Below are 19,928 nucleotides of genomic sequence, written 5' to 3'. Positions count from 1 at the left end.
CCACGGTCGGGCCATGACAGACGACGGGACCGGCGGGCGCGTCGCGGGCGATCTGCCGGTCGAGACGGCCGCCGCGGCCGCGGCCCGTATCGAGTCCGGCGCCGTGCTGGGTATCTCCGGGTTCGGGAGCGTCGGCTACCCGAAGCTCGTCCCGGAGGCACTGGCAGACCGCGACGATGCCGCCGCCCTCGACCTGACGGTCATCAGCGGCGGGAGTGTCGGCCCCGAAGTGGACGAGGCCCTCGTGGAATCGGGTGCGATGGCGCGGCGCTACCCGTTCGTCGGCCACGAGGCACTGCGCGAGGCCATCAACGACGGTGCGGTGGCGTTCCACGACCGGCATGTCGCCGACGTGGCCGACGAGGTCCGCTCTGGCGGCCTCCCGTCGCCCGACTGGGCCGTCGTGGAAGCGGTCGCCGTGGGCGAGGACTGGCTCGTCCCGTCGCCCTCGGTCGGTTCGACGCCGGCGCTCGTGGCCGCGGCCGACCGCGTCATCGTCGAGGTGAACGCGGCCCAGCCCCGCGACCTGGAGGGGCTGCACGACCTGCTCGTGCGGACCGCACCCCCCGAACGCGAGCCGCTCGCCCTCGATGCCGTCGACGCGCGTATCGGCTCGCCGCGTGTCGAGTTCGAACCCGAGGAACTCGCGGCTGTCGTTCGGACGGACCGCGCCGACACGACCTACACCTTCCGCGACCCCACCGCGGCCGACCGCGCGCTCGCGGACGAACTCGCGGGCTTCCTCGACGCCGAACTCGACCGGAACGCCGCCTTCGACGAGGCGCTCAACCTCCAGTTCGGCGTCGGGAGCGTCGGGAACGCCGTCGTCTCGGCGCTCGACGCCGTCGAGGTGGGCGACCGCGACGTGGCCTACTTCGGCGAGGTCCTGCAGGATGCCGTGCTGGACGCGCTCGACGACGGCACGCTCGCCTCGGCCAGTGCCACCTCGCTCGCGCTCTCCAGCGAGGGCCAGGCGCGCCTGTTTGCGAACCTCGACCGCTACGGCGAGCAGGTCGTCCTCCGCCCGGTCGATGTCTCGAACGACGCCGGCCTCATCGACTCGTTCGGCGTCGTCGCGGTCAACGGCGCCGTCGAGGTCGACCTGACGGGGCAGGTCAACTCCACGCATATCGGCACCGACGTGGTCGGCGGCGTCGGCGGCTCGGGCGACTTCTTCCGGAACGCGCTGTGCTCGGTCGTCGCGCTCCCCTCGACCGCGGCCGGCGGCGACGTTTCCAGGGTCGTCCCTCGTGTCGCGCATGTCGACCACACCGAACACGACGTGGACGTGGTCGTCACCGACCGGGGCGTCGCGGACCTGCGTGGCCTGTCGCCCCGCGAGCGGATGGCGGCGATGCTCGATGTGGCCCATCCGGACTTCCGCGACGCGCTCGCGGACTACCGCGAGCGGGCGCTGGAACGGGGCGGTCACACGCCCGGTGGATTCGACCTCGCGGCCGACTGGCCGCCCGACGCGACGGAGTGACGCTCGTTCCTCGCCCCCGGGAATCGCACGGGGACATATCCACGGGGACGGCCAAGGGGCGCCCATGAGAGGCACCGTTCGGCTCGCGAACGACTCCGACCAGGCCCTCGCCTGGGTGGCCCTGACGTTCGCGTCGGTCATGCTGGTCGTGGAGGGGCTGTTCCAGGGGTCCCCCTGGCGGACGGACCTGTTCGCCGGATGGCAGTTCCTCGTCTGGACCGCGACGGCGCTCGTCGTCGCGATGGCGGGGTTCGCACTCCACCACCTCGCTAGCGGGGACCGGACCGTCCCGGGGCGCCTGCTCGCGCTCCTGGCGCTGCTCCACGCGCCGGTCCACGCCGTGCTGGTGTTCGGCCTCGCCGACGCCACGACGATGCGTGAACTGGGGGCGCTCGCCGCGTGGGTCCTCTACCCCCTCCTCGTGTTCCTCAGTGCAGTCGTCATCCTGCGCCCGGTGCTCCGGCGACGGCTGGCGCTGACGCCACACGAGGAGCGGTGACTCGATCGTCCTCGGCGCTGTGCCACGTCGTTACGTGTCGGCGACCTGAATAAGTGTGCAACACTCGAATTCCTTCGATTATGCGTCTGGCATTCTGGCTAAGGTTCCTTCTGTGTCTTATATGGTTCTTCTGGCCGATTATCGATTCGCTCTCCAGGGAGCCTCCACCTGGCGGATAAACCACCGAGCACGATACGGAACTCGCCCGAGCGCTCCCTCGCGGGCCACACCGAACGGGCCGGAGACGGGACGCTCCGTTCTGCTATCGGGTGCTCGAAGCAGAAACAGCCTCGACGATGCCGGCTCGGCGGCAGCGCTCAGCGGTCGCGTGCCTGCTCGACCACGGCCTCGGCCAGCGCTTCGAACGAGGCGACCTCGGGCACGACATCGACCTCGATACCCGCGCGCTCCGCGCGCTCGCGCGTCGGCTCGCCGATACAGCCCACGACGGCATCGTTCAGCCCCGCGACCGCCGGGGCACGAACCCCTCGCTCGTCCGCGCTGGCAAGGAAGTTCTCGACGGTCATCGAGGCGGTGAAGCAGGCGCCTGCGAGCTGGCCGCGGGCGGCGAGGTCGGCCGACGACCCCGCACCCTCGGGCCGGACGAGCCGGTAGAGGGTGGTCTCGTGGACGTACGCGCCGGCGTCCTCCAGCCCGTCCAGCAGCACGGCGCTGCCGTGGTCCGAGCGTGCGACCTCGACGCGGACCCCGCCCACCCGGTCGGCGAGCGCCTCGACCAGTCCCGCCGAGGAGTACTGCTCGGGCACGACCTCGACCTCGTACCCGGCCTCGCGGAGCGCCTCGGCCGTCGAGGACCCGATGGCACAGACCGTCGTCTCGCCCGCGCTCCAGCCGGCTTCGGCCAGCAGCTCGACGCCCGAGGTGCTGGTGAAGACGGCGATCTCGGCGTCCTCGCGGGGCCGAGCGCCGGTCGGTTCGACGGCGAGCATCGGGTCGAGCACCGGCTCGGCGCCCAGGTCGCGGACGGTCTCGGCTGCGGCGGCCGCACGGCCGTCGTCCGGCCGGAAGACGGCGATCTTCATGGGGCCACCTCCGTCCGGGTGATGGTCGCTTCGGCCGGGTTTGGTATCGTCATCCGCGGTTTATCGGCGCCCTGTCCCCCGGTCATGCTTCGCCCCCGTACTCACCGAGTTCGCCGGCGAGGAACGCCTCGACTCGCTCGCGCGTGCCCGCGACGCCGCCGATGACGGTGATGGCGGGCGGTTCGATGCCCTGCTCGTCGCGCACGTCGACGATGGTGTCCAGGGTGCCGGTGGCGACGCGCTGGTCGGGCCAGGTGGCGCGCTCGATCAGCGCGACGGGTGTGTCGCCGGCCCTCCCCGCATCGCGGAGCGCCTCGGTGTAGGCCGGGAGCTTCCCGACGCCCATCAGGACGACGATGGTGCCGCCGGTCGCCGCGAGCGCCTCCCAGTCCACCATCGATTCGTCCTTGGTGGGGTCCTCGTGGCCCGTGACGAACGACACCGAGGAGGTGTGGTCCCGGTGGGTGACCGGGATTCCGGCGACACCGGGGCCGGCGATGGGGCTGGTGACGCCGGGAACGTACTCGAACGGGATGCCGTGTTCGGCGAGGTGTTCGGCCTCCTCGCCGCCGCGGCCGAAGACGAACGGGTCGCCGCCCTTCAGCCGGACGACGGTCTTGCCCTCGCGGGCGAGTTCGACGAGCCGGTCGTTGGTGTACTCCTGGGAGGTTCGCTCGCCGCCGGCGCGTTTGCCCACGTCCTCGCGCTTCTCCTCGGGGATGGAGCCGAGGATCTCCGGGCCCGGGAGCTTGTCGTGGAGGACCACGTCCGCCTCCTCGAGCAGGCGCTTCGCCTTCACCGTCATGAGTTCGGGGTCGCCGGGGCCGCTCCCGACGAGGTAGACGGTGCCCACGTCATCCTGTTCCCCATCGGTAGCCCCGCTCATCGGGCTCCCTCCGTTTCCTCGTGCTCCTCGGCGGTCTTGCGAGCTTCCGCGACGAGCTCCGCGCCGCCGCGGTCCGCGATGTCGGCCGCGAACGCGCGCGCGGCGTCGGCGTGGTCGTTGGCGGGCAGATCGCTCGTCTCCCGGATGGTCTCCTCGCCGGCACGGTCCAGCACGCGCGCGACGACGTGGACGTACTCGCCGCGGACGGTGGCGTGGACGCCCAGCGGCGCCACGCACCCTCCGCCGAGCTCCTTCAGGACCGTCCGCTCGACGGTCGTCTCGACGCGGGTCCGCGGGTGGTCGACGGTCTCGCGGAACGACGCGGCGTCGTCGGCGAGCGCGGTCACCGCGATGGCTCCCTGACCGGGGGCGGGGACGAACTCGTTCGGGTCGAGGCGTGCGTGGGGAACGTGGTGGAGCAGGCCCATCCGTTCGAGGCCGGCCTCCGCGAGGACGATGGCGTCGTAAGCGGTCTCGACGGGGTAGCGCGCCAGCGCGTCCTGCTCGAGGACCGACAGCGACTCGAACCACTCCTCGCTCGACTGGTCGAACGTCTCGTTGGGGTCCTCTTCCTCTTCGGCAGGGCGGGACTCCGTCCCGCTTGCAGACGGCGAGTCGAACTCGCCGTCGGCGGCGACGCGGCGGTCGTGCTCCTTCCCGACACTCGTCGCGAGCAGCTTCTCGACGCGCGTGTCGACGTTCCCGCGCAGGGGCTGGACGTCGAGGTCCGGTCGTTCGGCCAGTAGCTGGGCCTGCCGCCGGAGGCTGGAGGTGCCGACCGTTGCGCCCTCCGGGAGCTCGTCGAGGGTCCGACCACCCGGGGTCAGGAGCACGTCGTTCGCGGGCGCGCGCTCTGGGATGCCCGCAACGACCAGTTCGTCCGGGAAGTCCGTGGGTACGTCCTTCATCGAGTGGACGGCGGCGTCGACCTCGCCGTCGATGACGCGCTCGTCCAGCGCCCGGACGAACGCGCCGGTCTTGCCGAGCCGGTGGATGAGCTCGTCGCGGATCCGGTCGCCCTCCGTCTCCACCTCGACCAGTTCGACCTCCGTGTGACGGTCCTCCAGCTGCTCGGCGACGGTGGCGGCCTGCCGCAGCGCCAGGTCCGAACCCCGTGTCGCCAGCCGGACCGTTCGTGTCTCTCGCATACGCGTGCCTCCGCGAGCGGGCGTGAAACCGCTGTCGGGTTGGGGAAGGGGAGTTCGGGGCTCCTCGCGGATAAACTGTATACCACGATATCGAATTTCGGTCCAGGGGTTCCGGGGAGTGAGAAGGCAACAGTCCAAGTACTAGGGCTCGTTCGAAGTACTTCGCATATCTGGAAAATATTGGTTAGAGATGAGAAATAGACACAACTTATCTGAAATGGTGTCGCGTAGAGTTCCAGTCGGCAGTCGAGCCGGTACCGGTGGTCCGACAGCACATGCGTACGTTCGGGGGCAGGACGGTTCGATGCGAGGCTCCACCGTGTCGCGAGCCTCCCGTTTCGACCGACAGGGGACGCGACGGACACGCGGACGCGACGCTGTGGGTGCAGGCTCTCGTTCTACGGAGGGACCCCGTCGGTCACGGCGGGGAGGATATCACCGGCGAACGCCGGCCGACGCCCGGTCACCAGGGTTCGTCCTTCAGTCCGAGTACGTAGGCCCCGGCGTTGGTGAGGAGGTGGAGCGCGGGCGTGGCGATCGCGACCACCACCAGCCGGCCGGGCGTGAACGTCTCCCGCGTCCAGTTCGGGACCACGACGGCGGCGAGCGCCAGCGCCGCCGCGACGAAATCGAGCTGGTCGAGGACGGGGAACGCCGCCCCCCGGTCCCGTCCCGTCCGGCGCTTGAGGAAACTGGCGAGGATGTCACCCAGCATCGCGCCTGCCGGGAGCGCGACCGCCGCAGCGGTCGGGAACGACGGGAGCGTCACGCCGAACGCCGCGCCGGCGCGCTCGCGGAGCACGTTGAGCAGGCCCGCGAGGAGCGTGCCGGCGGTGATGCCCGCGATGGTCCCGCGCCAGGTCTTGCCGTCGCCGAGGATGCGTCGCTCGCCGAGGTTCCGCCCGCCGTCGAGCGGTCGCCCGCCGCCGAACAGCACGGCCGCGTTGTTCGGGATGTAGGCGGGGAGCATCGCCCACAGCGCACCGATCACCGTTCCGAGCAGCGACATGCGCGGGGATGTGCGGCCGCTCGGCTTAACGGCCGGGGGTTCGGGGTGGCTCGGCTCCCGCCGCCTCCAGGCCTCACCGCCCGGGTGGGAACAGCTGCAGGTGGACCAGATAGACCGCCTCCTCGAAGCGGACGAGGTAGGTCCCCGAGCGCTCGCCGGTCGGGGCCTCGTCGCCCTCCCCCTGGGTCGCCTCGCGTACGTCGGTGACATCGCGGAACCGTTCGGCCAGCGACCGGAACGGCGTCCGGGGTGTCCGCCCGCGCGGCACCTCGTACACCTCGGTCCCGGCGGCCGTGCGGAGGAGCTGTGCCTCCGCCTCGGGCACGTCCGAGAGGTCGACGGCGTACCGCTCGCGGAGCCGCCGGCCGTACGCGGCTGCCGGTTCCAGCCGCTCGGCAGTGTACCGCCGCGTCACCAGCGCCGCGTCGCGGCTCTCGTGGCGTGAGTCGAACAGCCCCTTCCGGTCCGGCCCCCAGACGATGACCGTCTCCGCCGGCGGGACCAGCTCGGAGTCCTCACGGGCGCTATCGGGGTAGACAAGCTGTGTACCGATGCCCAGCCCGTCGCCGTCGGCGAGCCCGTTCTCGCGGAAGATACGCCGGTCCACGGCGGGGAGGTCGCCGAACCGGACCCGTTCCGCGCCGTCGCTCGCGTGCACGCCCTCGTACGAGAGGTCCTCCAGCATGATGGGATACACCGTCGCTGGCTGCCGGCTCTCGACGGTCGCGGTCAGGCGATAGCGGGTCTCCCCGTTGACGAGGGTGCCCGCGCGGAGGCGCGGGCGGATGGAGTCCCGGGTCGCACTCCCGGCTTCGAGCACCTCGTCGAGCAGTGCCGCACGGGCGCCGTCGCCCTCGACGTGCCGGTCCATCCGGCGGGCGATGTCGATGTCCTCGACGGCGGTCGCTCGGAGGCTCGCCCGGGGGGCCGTCGCGGCGGCCCCGTCACCCATCCCCGGCAGACTCGTACAGCCGGCCGCGGTCGCCGCCAGCGCCGCCCCCGAGAGCAGTAGCGAACGGCGGTCCATGCCCCGACCTGGGTGGCCGGACGGATGTCACCGCCGAGATTCCACGCGTGAAAACTACCCGGAACGGCGATAGACGGAACGCTCGGACCGCCTGCGGGCCGTTCCTCGTGCTCGATGGGGTCCTGCGGCCGAGTGGATTCTGTATCGCGGCATGTGGTTTATCGGCGCTCGTGCCCGGGCGGCCGGGACCACACTCAAATACGCTCCAGGCGCTAGTTCCGGTATGATTCCGCCCGTCGCGGACCGGTTCGTGGCCGGCGAACACCCCGCGCAGGCGCTCGAGCACGCCCGGCGGCTGAACGAGCGCGACGTGGGGGCCCTCCTCAATCTGCTCGGCGAGCATTACCACGAACGGGACCCGGCAGAGGCCGACGCGGCGACCTACCGGCGCCTGCTGGACGACATCGGTCGGTCCGATCTGGACTGCTGTGTCTCGGTCAAGCCCTCGCAGGTCGGCATCCAGGTCGACGAGGACGTGTTCCGGAAGAACCTCGGCGATATCGCCGCGCACGCCGACCGCCGGGACGCCTTCGTCTGGGTCGACATGGAGGACCACACGACCGTCGACGCGACGCTCGACGGCTTCTGTGACCTCGTGGCGGACTACCACGATATGGGCCTGTGCCTCCAGGCCAACATGAAGCGGACACCGGAGGACCTCGGCCGGCTCGCCGACCTGCCGGGGAAGGTCCGGCTGGTGAAAGGTGCCTACGAGCCGCCGCGCGATATCGCCTACCGGGAGAAATCCCGCGTGAACGAGGCCTATCGCGACCTGCTGGAGCAGGCGTTCCGGACGTTCGACGGCGGTGTCGCCGTCGGGAGCCACGACCCCGCGATGGTGGCGTACGCCCGCGACCTGCACGAGACGTACGGCACCGACTACGAGATACAGATGCTCATGGGCGTTCGCGAGGGCGCGCAGACAGAGCTCGCGCGGTCGGTGCCCGTCTACCAGTACGTCCCGTACGGCGGGAAGTGGCTCTCGTACTTCTACCGGCGCGTGAAGGAGAACACCGGGAACGCGGCGTTCGCGCTGCGGGCCATCGTGAGCGGGTAGCGGCCCCACGACGCCGATATCTGGACGCCGACGGTCGGGCGCTCCGACCGGGCACTGCCGTGGCCGACGGCTCCGGTCGCACCCCTGATGTCGCCCAGTGGTGCCGGACCCGTCGCCTGAACGACGCTACCCGAGCTTTTCGAATCCGGCAGATACCTTTTGCTGTAGTGAAGATTTGATTACTGATTTAGACAATCTTAACAGCCACAAGCCATAACCACCCCAGTATGAGCAGGTCCAATCAAGACTGGTGGCCCAACCAACTGAACCTCGAGATCCTCGACCAGAACGCCCGTCCGGTCGACCCGAGGGGCGAGGAGTTCGACTACGCCGAGGCGTTCGAATCCCTCGACTTCGATGCGGTGAAGGCAGATATCGAGGACGTGATGACGACCTCGCAGGACTGGTGGCCGGCGGACTACGGTCACTACGGCCCGCTGTTCATCCGGATGGCGTGGCACAGCGCCGGCACGTACCGCACCACCGACGGGCGCGGTGGCGCCTCGGGTGGCACCCAGCGGTTCGCACCGCTCAACAGCTGGCCCGACAACGCCAACCTCGACAAGGCCCGCCGGCTGCTCGAGCCGGTCAAGCAGAAGTACGGCCGCAAGCTCTCGTGGGCCGACCTGATCGTCCTGGCGGGCAACGTCGCCCTGGAGTCGATGGGGTTCGAGACGTTCGGCTTCGCCGGCGGTCGCGAGGACGTGTTCGAGGCCGACGAGGCCGTCGACTGGGGGCCCGAGATGGAGATGGAGAGCTGGGACCGGTTCGACGAGGACGATATGCTCCAGGGGCCGCTCGGCGCGACCGTGATGGGTCTCATCTACGTGAACCCCGAAGGCCCGGAAGGCGAGCCGGACCCGGAGTGGTCGGCCGAGCGCATCCGGCAGTCGTTCGACCGCATGGCGATGAACGACAAGGAGACGGCCGCGCTCATCGCCGGCGGCCACACGTTCGGAAAGGTCCACGGCGCCGACGACCCCGAGGAGCACGTCGGCCCCGAGCCCGAGGCCGCACCCATCGAGGACATGGGCCTGGGCTGGGAGAGCGACTACGGCTCCGGGAAGGGTGACGACACCATCACGAGCGGCATCGAGGGGCCGTGGAACAGCACACCGACGATGTGGGATACCTCCTACCTCGACAACCTGCTCAACCACGAGTGGGAGCCCGAGAAGGGCCCCGGAGGCGCCTGGCAGTGGCGCCCGGTCGACGAGGACGAGATCGACGACGCGCCGGCCGCCCACGACCCCGAGGACGAGCAGACGCCGATGATGCTGACGACCGACGTCGCGCTGAAGAAGGACCCGGACTACCGGGAGATCATCGAGGAGTTCCAGAACGACCCGATGGAGTTCATGGACGCGTTCTCGCGGGCCTGGTACAAGCTGCTCCACCGGGATATGGGCCCGCCGGAGCGGCTCCTCGGCCCGGAGGTTCCCGACGAGGAGATGCTCTGGCAGGACCCCATCCCCGATGCCGACTACGGAACCATCGGCGAGAGCGAGGCCGAGACGCTCAAGCAGGACCTCCTCGCGTCGGATCTCTCGCGCACCCAGCTGGTCAAGACCGCCTGGGCCGCGGCGTCGACGTACCGAGACAGCGACAAGCGCGGCGGCGCGAACGGCGCCCGCATCCGGCTCGAACCCCAGCGGAGCTGGGCGGTCAACGAGCCCGAGGAGCTGGCGACCGTGCTGGAGACCCTGGAGGGGATCCAGGCGGAGTTCAACGACTCGCGCTCGGACGGGACGCAGGTGTCGCTCGCCGACCTCATCGTGCTGGGTGGCAACGCGGCCATCGAGGCGGCGGCGGCCGAGGCCGGCTACGACGTGACCGTTCCGTTCGAGCCGGGACGTACGGACGCCAGCCAGGAGCAGACCGACGTGGAGTCGTTCGAGGCGCTCGAACCGGATGCCGACGGCTTCCGCAACTACCTCCCCGACGATGTCGACCACGAGCGGCCGGAGGAACTGCTCGTCGACAGGGCGGACCTCCTGGACCTGTCTGCCGACGAGATGACGGTCCTGGTCGGCGGCCTGCGCACCCTGGGTGCGACCTACGGGGACTCGGACCGCGGCGTCCTCACCGACGACCCGGGGACGCTGACCACCGACTTCTTCGACACCCTGCTCGATATGACGTACGGGTGGGAGCCGGCCGGTGACGGCGTCTACGAGGGCTACGACCGCGAAACCGGGGAACTGGAGTGGGAGGCCACCCGCTTCGACCTCATCTTCGGGTCGAACGCCCGGCTCCGCGCCATCGCGGAGGTGTACGCCGCCGAGGACGGCGAGGAGCAGTTCGTCCAGGACTTCGTCGACGCGTGGCACAAGGTGATGACCAACGACCGCTTCGACCTCGAGTGAACGACCGCCTCGACCTCGGGTGAACCAGCGGCCGTCCGGCCGCTACTCGATTCTCGCGTCCACCACGACGTGCTGGACGCCTTCGGCGTAGCTCTTGACCTCGCGCACGGCCAGCACCTCGCACGAACGGCCGGCGTCCGCGACCGCTGTCTCCAGCCGCCCGACCGGGCGGTCGGGGAGTTCGGCTTCGGGTGTGGCCTCGTGGAGATGTATCGTCCCGCCCTCGCGCAGGGCAGCGACACCCGCGGGTAGTCGTTCGTACGCGTCGTAATGGCCCATCACCACGCGGTCGACCGGCTCCAGCTCGACATCGGCACAGTCCGCGCGCACGGCCCGGAACCGGTCGGTCACGTCGTTGAGGACGGCGTTCTCGACGAGATACTGGTACGTGGTCGGGTCGAGTTCGGCGGCGGTTACCGCGGCGCCGGCGCGGGCCATCGGGAGCGCGAAGTAGCCGACGCCGGCGAACATGTCGAAGACACGCTCCTCGGGACCGGTCACGTCGCCCATCCGCGCGCGCTCGGCCTTGTTGCCCGGCGAGAACATCGTCGTCGCGAGGTCGAGCGCGTAGCGGGTACCGTACTCGGTGTGGACGGTTTCGGTGTCGCCCACGCCCGCGACGACGGTCACGTCCGGGTCGCGGGTGCGGCCCGCGATGCCGCCGCGGTCGAGAACGGTGTCGGCCTCGCCGTGGAGTTCCAGCAGCGCGTCGCCGACCTCGCCCGGCCGCGGGCACCCCTCGAAGTCAGCGAGGACGACCGTCCCGATGACGGCCCAGCTTCCGGGCACGGCGTCGATCTCGGCCTCGGTGAACCCGCGTGCCCGGAGGCGGTCGGCCAGCGTCGAATCACGCGAGGGGAGGTCGTACGCGACGACCTCCTCGACGGCGGCGACTGCGGCGACGGTCCCCTCCCGGTCGGCGGGGACCTCGCCGACGACCGGCAGGGCGACCCGTTCGTCGTCGTAGGATTCGATACCCCGGCTGTCGTCGTAGACGCCCAGTGCCGACAGCTCGCGTTCGGCGCGCTCGGCGGCCGGCTTCGGGACCAGCGCCGCGAGCCCGGGCGCCCGGTCGGGGTCGGCCGCGCCGCCAGTCTCGGTCATCGCTCCCCGGGCTCCTCGTCCTCGTCCGCGCCCGCGTCGCGCTCCGGCAGGACATGAAGGCCCGCCCGCGAGCGCAGCACCGGCACCTCCTCGGCGTCGGAGTCCATGTAGTTGGGCCGCGGTATCGTGCGGGCCTCGTACGTTTCGGGGTCGAGCACCTGCACGGCGTGTGCGTCCTCGACGGTGACGAGGGTCGTGCGCTGGCCGTCCTCGCGGGTGCCCAGCCGCCGCGCGTCGGGGTCGATACCCTCCTCGTAACTGGCCTCGTAGCGCTCGCCGGTCGTCAGGCGGACGCCCTTCAGGTTCCCGTGCGCGCTCGTGACGAGGACGGGCCCCTCGTCGTCGGCCGGCGCGATGATATCGCCCGGGGTGTACGGCGGCAGGCGCGCGACGAACGTGACGCGGTAGAGTTCGTTCCCGTCGGAGTCCTCCGTGGCGAGCGTCTCGGCCGCGGAGACTTCGCCGCCGAACTCGCGGACGATACGGTGGGCGATGGCCTCGCCGAACTGGTTCGCGCTGAGCTTCATGTCGACGCCACTGTCCGTGCGGTCGACCGAGGTGATGAACGCGTTCCGGTCGCCCTTGTCCTCGCGCTCGGCGATGTACGCCTCGGCGATCTCGGTCGCGCGGTCGCACTCGTCGTCGGTCGGCGTGCGCTCGGTCGCGCGGACCTGTACCAGCGCCTCCCAGTAGTCGCCCGCGATGCGCCCGCAGCGGTCGCAGGTGCCCCGCGAGATGTAGACGGGCACGGTGACCTCCTCCTCGACCGGCGTCCCGCGGATGACGCCGGTGAACATGGTGTGCATCCGGATGGTGTTCTCGTCGACCTGCTCGGGGTCGACGACCCATTCGACGGCCTGCGCGTCGACGTGGACGCCCAGCACGCCGGTCACCTCCTCGATGGCCACGTCGGTGTAGTCCCGCGCGCCCACGTCCACCCAGCGGTTCCCCCGGTGGACCGCGCCACAGTCCGAGCAGACCTGGACCTCCACCCGGTCCGGGGCGTCCACGAGGTCGAAGTCCTCGAAGTAGCAGGCGTCGCACAGCACCGCGTCCCTGGCGCTGGGGCTCCCCGGCAGGTCCACACCGGGCGGCCGCTCGATGGCGTCGCCACAGCGCGGGCAGAACCCTCGTTCGCCCCGTTCCTCGGAGTCGCTCATTACTCCTCCGTGGGTCGTTCCGACGGTTAAATGCCGCGTCCGGTGACCGCTGGCCGCGCCCGGCTTACCGTTTCTATACGGGGGTACTTGTAGCGTATTCCAACAGAGATATTTAAACCACGATGAATAACCGGCAGAACGCTGTACTGAATGTTCTGTCAGGAAACGGGATAGATGAGTTCGAATCGGCTCAGGTCACGGGTGGCGGCGGTGGTACTGGCGCTGGTCGTCGTTCTCTCGGTGCCGGTCGCACCGGTCGCGGCGGACGACGACGACGGGGGACTGTTCGACGGTGATTCCTCGGACGACGGCGACGACGTGTCCGTCGTCGGCACGAACGGAACGAACCTCGAAGTCGGCGGAAGCAAGGGCGTCTCCATCGGGGCCGACGGCGTCAGTGTCGGCGGCGAGTCGGGCATCGACGCGGACCCGACCGAGGGTGTCAGCGTCGGCGGCGACGACGGTGTCGCCGTCGGTCGCAGTGGTGTCAGCGTCGGCGGCGAACAGGGCATCGATGCCGACCTGGAGGACGGCGTCACCGTCGGCGGAACGAGCGGCGTCCAGGTGAGCGCCACCGAGGGAGTCAGCGTCGCTGACGGCGATGTCGTACAGGTCGCGCCCGACGGGGCACAGGTTCTCGGCCAGGGATACACCGCCGAGGAGGGGGTCACGGTCGGGGAGTCACCCGTCGCGGTCAACGGCACCAACGTCGAACTCGGTGGCGGCGACGGTATCTCCGTCGGGTCGGATGGCCTCACCGTCGGCGGTGACGACGGTGTCGGCGTCGGCACGGAGGGTGTCGAGGTCGGTGAGGGCGTCGGCGTCGATGCCAGTGACGGCGTACAGGTCGGCTCCGACGGCATCGGTGCGGGCCCCGACGACGGCGTACAGGTCGGTGGTGGTGACGGCATCCGCCTCTCCACGACCGATGTGGGCGTCGGGGATGCGAGCTACGACCCGACCACGGAGGGCGTCTCGTTCAAGCGTGAGGTCCCGCTGGGAGAGCAGGGGAAGCTCTACGTCTCGCGGCAGGGACTCGGCAACGTGTACCTGCGGGCCACGTCGCCGGAGGGCCCCCAGGGTGTACAGAGCGATTTCCTCTACGCCTCCGAGGCGGGTGGGGACGGCTTCAAATCTGCGCTCCAGTACGCCGTCGAGAACGACGAGACGACCTACTTCGAGGTGGACTCCGAGGGCGACCTCACCGAGCGGACGGGACTGGTCATCGCCCCACAGGTCTCTGCTGGCGACGGTGAGCGGACCTACCTCGACCTCGGGACCAACATCACCGCAAGCGAGGCGGGCATCGACCGCGCCGATGTCGCGCTCTACTCGGTCAACGAGTCCGGTGTGACCATCACCGGCGAGGTGTCCCGGGACTACATCGAGACCCGGCTGCAGGCCGAAGCGGCCGGCGAGCCGGTCGCGTTCGTCAACGCGAACCACGCACCGTTCACGAAGCGCGGGAACCTCGGTGCGGGCGTCTTCCCGGGGACGGGAACCGACGCGCTGCCGGGGATTCCGGTTCTGAAGCCCGCGCTCCAACAGGTGCTCCCGGGGCGGCTGGGAGCCGGCATCGAGTGTACCGGTCAGGAGTGTCTGGTCGGCACCGAGGGTGTCAACGAGACGATTCCCAGCACCCCGCTGACCGACCCCATCAAGAAGTACTACCCGCTCCCCCAGCGGGTCGATACCACGGGGTACGTCCTCCCGTGTAACACGGTCGTCGGGCCGGAGGACCTGCCCGAGGAGGAGCTGCCCGGGCTGACGGACCTCCCGCCGGACCTGGTGCCGGGACTGCCGACGCAGATTCTGAGCAACGAGGCGGTGCTCGGGCTGGCGTACGGCGTCGTGCCCGCCCCTTGCGACGTGAGCAAGCCCCTGCTGGAGCCGGTCGCCGACCCGGCGACCCCGTACGAGGAGTACCAGGGTGAGCCGACGTTCGAGACGGATGGCGCACAGAGCTTCCAGAACGGCATCAGCGCGCTCCGGACGTTCGAGGCTGGCCTGTCGAACGGCGGCCCCGGACTCGACGGGACGTTCGCGACCGTCCTCGACCGGGAGAAGCAGGACGGCGTCCTCGAACTCTCCGCCGGAGACGAGGAGTACGAGTACGCGCAGGCGAACGGCCGACTGACACAGCAGGACGGTGTCGTGACGGGTTCCCTCGGACTCTCGCTCCGTGGCGACGAGAGCCCGAGTCTCCTCGGCGTCGATGTCGAGACCCGGAACGAACTCGGCGTCGGGAACAGCAGCCGGTCGGTCACGGTCGACCTCTTCGGGTCTAACGTCGGTGTCAGCCTCGACTGCGACGCGACGACCTGCCAGCCCGATTACGACGGGCTACCGAAACTCGGCGCGCTTCCGGAGATCCCCATCGTCCCCGGCGGTGGGAACTGACCCGGGGGCCTCCGTTCACCCCTTCCTGTTCGGCCACTCGCCGGGAGCGTCGTGTCCCTCGTCGGGTCGCGGCCCCAGCCGTTCCCCCCGGTCCGGCGGGTCCCAGTCGGTCGTCAGGTCCAGCAGGGTCCGCACGATGAACCCGGTCAGCCCCCATACAACGTGCCCGTCGACGCGGAAGAAGGGCAGTCGCGCGGTCCCGCGGTCGGGGTGGCTCCGGGTCTCGTTCTCGTAGACGCCCGGTGCGGTCAGGTCCGACACCGAGATGACCACCACCGCCGCGACCTCGCGCTCGTCGGGGTCGTAGACGCGGTCGGGCACCCGCGCCACGAACGGCCGGACGACGTGGCCGTACGGCCCCGGCAGGTCGTCAAGCGGGCCGACCACGTCGGCCGTCATCGGTTCGAGGCCGATCTCCTCCCTCGCTTCGCGGAGCGCGGTCGTCTCCAGGTCGCCGTCGTCGGCCTCGTAGCCACCCCCCGGGAAGCTCATCTCGCCGGCGTGGTTGCGCATGTCGGCCGCGCGCTCGGTGAACAGGAGGTGGTGGTCGCCTCCGCGCTCGATGACCGGGACGAGGACGCCCGCCCACTCGGCACGTTCGACGCCGGCCAGCTCGCGGGCCCGGTGGGCACGGACGGCGTCGAGGTCGAGGCGGGAGACATGGGGCGGGCCCGCCTCGTCGTCCGTCCGCGGGCCCGCGGCCGCGTCGGGTTCGTACGGGCTCTCGCCGTCGGGGGTCTCCTCATCCGTCATCGTCCACCTCGTCGAAGAACGCCGTCAGCGCGTCGTTCACCGGCCGCGAGCACTCCACGTGGGCCAGCCGGCGGCCGGCGATGGCCTCGAACCGCCCGCGCGGGAGGTCCTCGGCGAGCCGTTCGGCCGTCCGGCGGCCGACGGCCGGGTCGCCGGTCCCCTGGAGGACGAACGACGGGGTGGTCAACTCGTACAGCGGTTCGGGCTCGAAGTCGAGCCACGCATCCACCTGCGCCCGGCGCGCCCGCGGCGGGGCGTCCTCGGCCCGGCGCCAGTCGACCACCCGCTCCAGCAGGGACGGGTCGGCGTCGCGGAACGCGTCGGAGAACAGCGCGGGCAGCGTCGCACGAACGGCGGCCTCGTCGGCCCCGGCCGGGTAGCAACGCGCCAGGCCGTCCTCGTCGATGTCGCCACCCGCACAGGTCCCCACGAGCGCGAGCGAGCGGACGCCGCGGTCGCGCGCGTAGCGCATCGCCACGGCGCCCCCCAGCCCGAAGCCGACGAGGTGGGCGGGCTTGGCGTCCGCGGCCGCGAGCACCGCGCTCAGGTCGCCCACCAGGGTGTCGATGTCCGTCGCCCCCCCGGCGCCGGAGTCGCCGGTGCCGCGGTGGTCGTAGGTGACGACGCGACGGCGCCCCGCCAGCGGCTCGTGCTGCCAGCCCCAGGCCCACGCCCCGAAGCCGGCGTCGTTGACGAGCGCGACCGGCGGGTCGGCCCCCTCGCCCGCCACGGCGTAGCGCAGCGTCGTCCCGTCGTCGGCGGTTGCGGTCGGCACGCCCGTACGGTGGGCCGGTCGGCACATACCGCTTGCGGGGGTGCCACCGCCTCGGCTGTCTGCGTCATCTGCCTCATATAGAGGGGGCATTTATCAGGTGCCGCGGGTAACCTACAGCCGTTCGTGGCAGGAGACGACCTTCAGGTGCTCTGTGTGGCCGCCGACTCGACCCAGCTGGCGCTGCTGGAACGGGCGTTCGGGCGATACCGTGTCGATGTCGCGACGGCGACCAGCGGCGCAGCCGCGCTGTCGACGCTCTCGGATTCGACGGTCCACTGCGTGGTCTGTACGGACGCGGTCGACGACGAGTCGGGGCTGGCGCTGCTGGACCGGGTACGCGAGTCACACGCCGAACTTCCGTTCGTCCTGTTCGCCGCCGAGGGCGACGAGCGGCTCGCCAGCGAGGCGCTCGGACGTGGCGCCACCGACTACCTCCGCCGCAGCGGGACGAACCCGTTCGCGCTACTGGCCGGCCGCGCGGTGGGCTACGCCCGGCGCTACCGGGAGCGGGCCGCGCTCGAACGGGGTCGCGAGCGGTACGAACTCGCGGGGCGGGCCGTCTCGGACGTGGTCTGGGAACGCGACCTCGACACCGGGACCGTCCGGTGGGGTGCCGGCGTCGAGGCCACGCTCGGGTACGACCGCGACGGCGACTACGACCGCGAGTGGTGGCTGGAGCAGGTCCGTCCGGCGGACCGCGCGGCCGTCGAGGAGGCCTGGCACCCCGCCGAGGCCGGCGAGGCGGACACGTTCGAGTGTCGGTACCGCGTCCGGCGTGCCGACGGGTCGTACGCGAGCGTCGTCGACGGCGGGGAGGTGGTCCGCTCGGGCGGGGAGCCGGCCCGGCTGGTCGGCGCCCTCCGGGACGTGAGCGACCGCACCGAGCGGACCGCCGAGCTGGAGCGGCGCAACGAACAGCTCGACGAGTTCGCCACCGTCGTCAGCCACGACCTCCGGAACCCGCTCAACGTCGCCCGTGGCCGCGTCGAACTCGCCCGCGAGACCGGCGACCTCGACCATCTCGACGACGCCGAGACCGCACTCGAACGGATGGACGACCTCATCGCGGACCTCCTCACGCTGGCCCGGGAGGGCCGGGCGGTCGACGAACTGGAGCCGGTCGCGCTCGGGTCGCTCGCCGAGGACGCCTGGGCGACCATCCCCGGCCGGGACGCCGCCGACGCGACCCTCTCGGTGGAGACGGACTGCCGGGTCCTGGCCGACCCCCCGCGGCTCCGACAGCTGCTCGAGAACCTGTTCGCCAACGCGGTCGAGCACGCGATTACCGACAATCCGGTGGTCGCCGCGCCCGCCGGGCTCGTCGTCCGGGTCGGCTGCCTCGACGCGCCCGACACCGACGGCTTCTACGTCGCCGACAACGGCCGGGGCATCCCCGCAGAGCGCCGCGCGTCCGTCTTCGACCTCGGCCACTCGGAGGCCGAGTCGGGTGACGGGGTCGGGCTGGCTATCGTCGAGGAGATCGCCACGGCCCACGGCTGGAGCGTCCACGTCGTCGACAGCGAGACCGGCGGGGCCCGCTTCGAACTCCGCGATGTCGCGGCGCCCGACGGGCCGGCTTCTTGACCCACCCGCTCGAACCGTCGCGTATGGAACCCGCCGACGTCGCCGCCGACATCGACCTCGACGGCACCGCCTACCTGAACTGGGGCGCCAGCGGCCCCGCGCCCGAGCGCGTGCTCGCCGCCGCTCGCGAGGAACAGCGCCGCCACGAGCGCCACGCCCACTCGGTCGCGGACCCGTACGAGTACGCCGGCGAGCAGTTCGGAGCCACGCGAGAGGCCGTCGCCGACCTGCTGGACACGTCGGCCGAGCGGATCGCGCTCACGGACTCCACCTCCGACGGCATCAGCAGGGTCGCCAACGCCATCGACTGGGCCGAGGGCGACACCGTCGTCCGGACCGACCTCGAACACCCGGCCGGCGAGCTCCCGTGGGACCGCCTGCGCGAGGCGGGCGTCGAGGTCAGGGTGGTGCCCTGCCCGGACGGTCACTTCGACCGCGACGCCTACCGCGAGGCCGTCGACGGGGCGACCCTCGTCTGCTTCAACAGCATCTCCTGGTTCCACGGCACCCACCTCGATGTCGAGTGGGCGACTCGTGTGGCCCACGACGCCGGCGCGGCGGTGCTGGTCGACGCGGTGCAGTCCCCCGGGCAGGCGGCGATGCCCGTCGAGGACTGGGATGCCGACTTCGTCGCGGCGGCCGGGCACAAGTGGCTCGCGGGCGTCTGGGGCGCCGGCTTCTGCTACGTTCGGGACCCCGAGCGGTGGCGCCCCCGGCACCTGGGCTACTACGCGGCCGAGCAGTACGATGCCGAGGCGGGCGCGCTGTCGTACCACGCCGACGCCCGCCGCTTCGAGATCGGCACCAACTCCCTCGCACCCTACGCCGCGCTCCGGGAGACCATCGACCTGCACCACGAGGTCGGCCTGGACACCATCCGCGAGCGCCAGCGCGGCCTCGTCGAGCGGCTGCAGGACGGGCTCGGCGACCGACTCGTCTCCCCCCGTGACCCCGAGTCCGGCCTCGTGACGTTCGACCTGGGCGACGAGGCCGCCGCCCGGGGCCTCGTCGACCGCGCGAACGACGCGGACGTGGTCATCCGCTCGGTCCCGCGCGACGGCTGGGTCCGGGCCTCGGTCCACGCGTTCAACACCGAGGCCGAGGTCGACCGGCTGGTCGACCTGCTCTGAGCGATGCGCTGGGGTCTCCGTGCCGCCCTCGTCGTCTGCCTCCTCCTGGCGGGCTGTGGCGGGTTCGCGGGCTCGACGCCCGACTGCACGACCACCCCGTCGCCGACGCCGCGCGCCGAGCCACCGGTGTACGTCGTCATCGACAACGAGGGCACCGGGACGCACGCGCTGGACATCCGCGCGACCCACCTGCGCACGAACGGGAGCCGGACCGTGCTGTTCAACTCGACCGTGGGGCTGGCCCCCGTCCAGCATCTGGAGACGCGGGCGACGTTCCCCTCGCGAGAGGGCCGCTACCGCGTCCGCGCGACGGTCGGGAACGTCACCGGCCGGGAGACGTTCACCGTCCCCGGAGGTCGACTCCGGGCGGTCCGGGTCCACATCGTCGTCCACGGGCGCGAGGCCCCCGAGCGCGTGACAGTGAACGCGACGGTCCGCCGTCCGACGCCGGGCTGTTGACCCGCGGAATCGGGTGGCGCCGCCGGCGCCCCAACGGTCAAG

Annotated in this window: 17 protein-coding genes; 8 read left to right on the top strand and 9 right to left on the bottom strand. The window is 71.2% G+C overall.

Features of this window, described 5'->3' with window-relative positions; translation table 11 throughout:
* Positions 1-13: 13 nt before the first annotated feature.
* A complete protein-coding gene (scpC, locus tag NL114_RS06165; protein ID WP_254823917.1) occupies positions 14-1,486 on the top strand; it encodes a succinyl-CoA:acetate CoA-transferase ScpC in 1,473 nt (490 codons plus the stop codon).
* 64 nt (positions 1,487-1,550) lie between these two features.
* Entirely contained in the window at positions 1,551-1,985 is a 435-nt protein-coding gene (locus tag NL114_RS06160; protein ID WP_254823916.1) for a hypothetical protein, read from the top strand.
* A gap of 317 nt (positions 1,986-2,302) precedes the next feature.
* Here the strand turns inward: NL114_RS06160 and NL114_RS06155 are convergent, their stop codons facing one another.
* The 5 genes from NL114_RS06155 to NL114_RS06135 form a co-directional block, all read right to left on the bottom strand.
* On the bottom strand, positions 2,303-3,028 hold the full coding sequence (locus NL114_RS06155) for a uroporphyrinogen-III synthase (protein ID WP_254823915.1): 726 nt from the start codon (positions 3,026-3,028) through the stop codon (positions 2,303-2,305).
* Between the two features lie 82 nt (positions 3,029-3,110).
* On the bottom strand, positions 3,111-3,914 hold the full coding sequence (gene cobA / locus NL114_RS06150; RefSeq protein WP_254823914.1) for a uroporphyrinogen-III C-methyltransferase: 804 nt from the start codon (positions 3,912-3,914) through the stop codon (positions 3,111-3,113).
* A complete protein-coding gene (gene hemC / locus NL114_RS06145; protein ID WP_254823913.1) occupies positions 3,911-5,062 on the bottom strand; it encodes a hydroxymethylbilane synthase in 1,152 nt (383 codons plus the stop codon). Before hemC ends, cobA begins: the two co-directional genes overlap by 4 nt.
* Positions 5,063-5,525: 463 nt before the next feature.
* Positions 5,526-6,071, bottom strand: coding sequence for a CDP-2,3-bis-(O-geranylgeranyl)-sn-glycerol synthase (locus NL114_RS06140; RefSeq protein WP_254823912.1), 546 nt, complete (start codon positions 6,069-6,071; stop codon positions 5,526-5,528).
* Positions 6,072-6,144: 73 nt separating this feature from the next.
* Entirely contained in the window at positions 6,145-7,098 is a 954-nt protein-coding gene (locus tag NL114_RS06135) for a hypothetical protein (RefSeq protein WP_254823911.1), read from the bottom strand.
* A 223-nt stretch (positions 7,099-7,321) separates the two neighbouring features.
* Between NL114_RS06135 and NL114_RS06130 the strand changes: the two genes are divergently transcribed.
* Both NL114_RS06130 and katG read left to right on the top strand, forming a co-directional pair.
* Complete coding sequence (locus NL114_RS06130) at positions 7,322-8,155, top strand: proline dehydrogenase family protein (protein ID WP_254823910.1); 834 nt, start codon at positions 7,322-7,324, stop codon at positions 8,153-8,155.
* Between the two features lie 227 nt (positions 8,156-8,382).
* Positions 8,383-10,521 carry a catalase/peroxidase HPI gene (gene katG, locus NL114_RS06125; protein WP_254823909.1) on the top strand — a complete coding sequence of 713 codons (2,139 nt, stop codon included), beginning with the start codon at positions 8,383-8,385 and terminating at the stop codon, positions 10,519-10,521.
* A 42-nt stretch (positions 10,522-10,563) separates the two neighbouring features.
* Here katG and NL114_RS06120 read toward each other — a convergent pair whose 3' ends face one another.
* Both NL114_RS06120 and NL114_RS06115 read right to left on the bottom strand, forming a co-directional pair.
* Positions 10,564-11,625, bottom strand: a complete 1,062-nt coding sequence (locus tag NL114_RS06120; RefSeq protein WP_254823908.1) for a class I SAM-dependent methyltransferase — start codon at positions 11,623-11,625, stop codon at positions 10,564-10,566.
* On the bottom strand, positions 11,622-12,785 hold the full coding sequence (locus NL114_RS06115; RefSeq protein ID WP_254823907.1) for a 60S ribosomal export protein NMD3: 1,164 nt from the start codon (positions 12,783-12,785) through the stop codon (positions 11,622-11,624). Before NL114_RS06115 ends, NL114_RS06120 begins: the two co-directional genes overlap by 4 nt.
* Before the next feature lie 174 nt (positions 12,786-12,959).
* On the opposite strand from NL114_RS06115, the gene NL114_RS06110 reads away from it, so the two are divergent.
* Positions 12,960-15,185: a hypothetical protein gene (locus tag NL114_RS06110; protein WP_254823906.1), complete on the top strand. Its 2,226-nt coding sequence runs from the start codon at positions 12,960-12,962 to the stop codon at positions 15,183-15,185.
* 15 nt (positions 15,186-15,200) lie between these two features.
* Here NL114_RS06110 and NL114_RS06105 read toward each other — a convergent pair whose 3' ends face one another.
* Both NL114_RS06105 and NL114_RS06100 read right to left on the bottom strand, forming a co-directional pair.
* Positions 15,201-15,938 carry an NUDIX hydrolase gene (locus NL114_RS06105; RefSeq protein ID WP_254823905.1) on the bottom strand — a complete coding sequence of 246 codons (738 nt, stop codon included), beginning with the start codon at positions 15,936-15,938 and terminating at the stop codon, positions 15,201-15,203.
* Positions 15,928-16,713, bottom strand: a complete 786-nt coding sequence (locus tag NL114_RS06100; protein WP_254823904.1) for an alpha/beta fold hydrolase — start codon at positions 16,711-16,713, stop codon at positions 15,928-15,930. The genes NL114_RS06105 and NL114_RS06100 overlap by 11 nt, the downstream gene beginning before the upstream one ends.
* 123 nt (positions 16,714-16,836) lie before the next feature.
* On the opposite strand from NL114_RS06100, the gene NL114_RS06095 reads away from it, so the two are divergent.
* Genes NL114_RS06095 through NL114_RS06085 form a run of 3 tightly spaced genes read left to right on the top strand, consistent with a single transcriptional unit; the run spans position 16,837 to position 19,886 of the window.
* The gene (locus NL114_RS06095) at positions 16,837-18,297 is read left to right on the top strand and encodes an ATP-binding response regulator (RefSeq protein WP_254823903.1); all 1,461 of its coding nucleotides are present in this window, start codon (positions 16,837-16,839) and stop codon (positions 18,295-18,297) included.
* 23 nt (positions 18,298-18,320) lie between these two features.
* The gene (locus NL114_RS06090) at positions 18,321-19,427 is read left to right on the top strand and encodes an aminotransferase class V-fold PLP-dependent enzyme (RefSeq protein ID WP_254823902.1); all 1,107 of its coding nucleotides are present in this window, start codon (positions 18,321-18,323) and stop codon (positions 19,425-19,427) included.
* Positions 19,428-19,430: 3 nt separating this feature from the next.
* Positions 19,431-19,886: a hypothetical protein gene (locus tag NL114_RS06085; RefSeq protein ID WP_254823901.1), complete on the top strand. Its 456-nt coding sequence runs from the start codon at positions 19,431-19,433 to the stop codon at positions 19,884-19,886.
* Positions 19,887-19,928 lie beyond the last annotated feature (42 nt).

This window comes from Haloglomus halophilum, assembly GCF_024298885.1.
Taxonomy (GTDB): Archaea; Halobacteriota; Halobacteria; order Halobacteriales; family Haloarculaceae; genus Haloglomus; species Haloglomus halophilum.
This window is presented reverse-complemented; position numbering and strand designations above follow the sequence as displayed.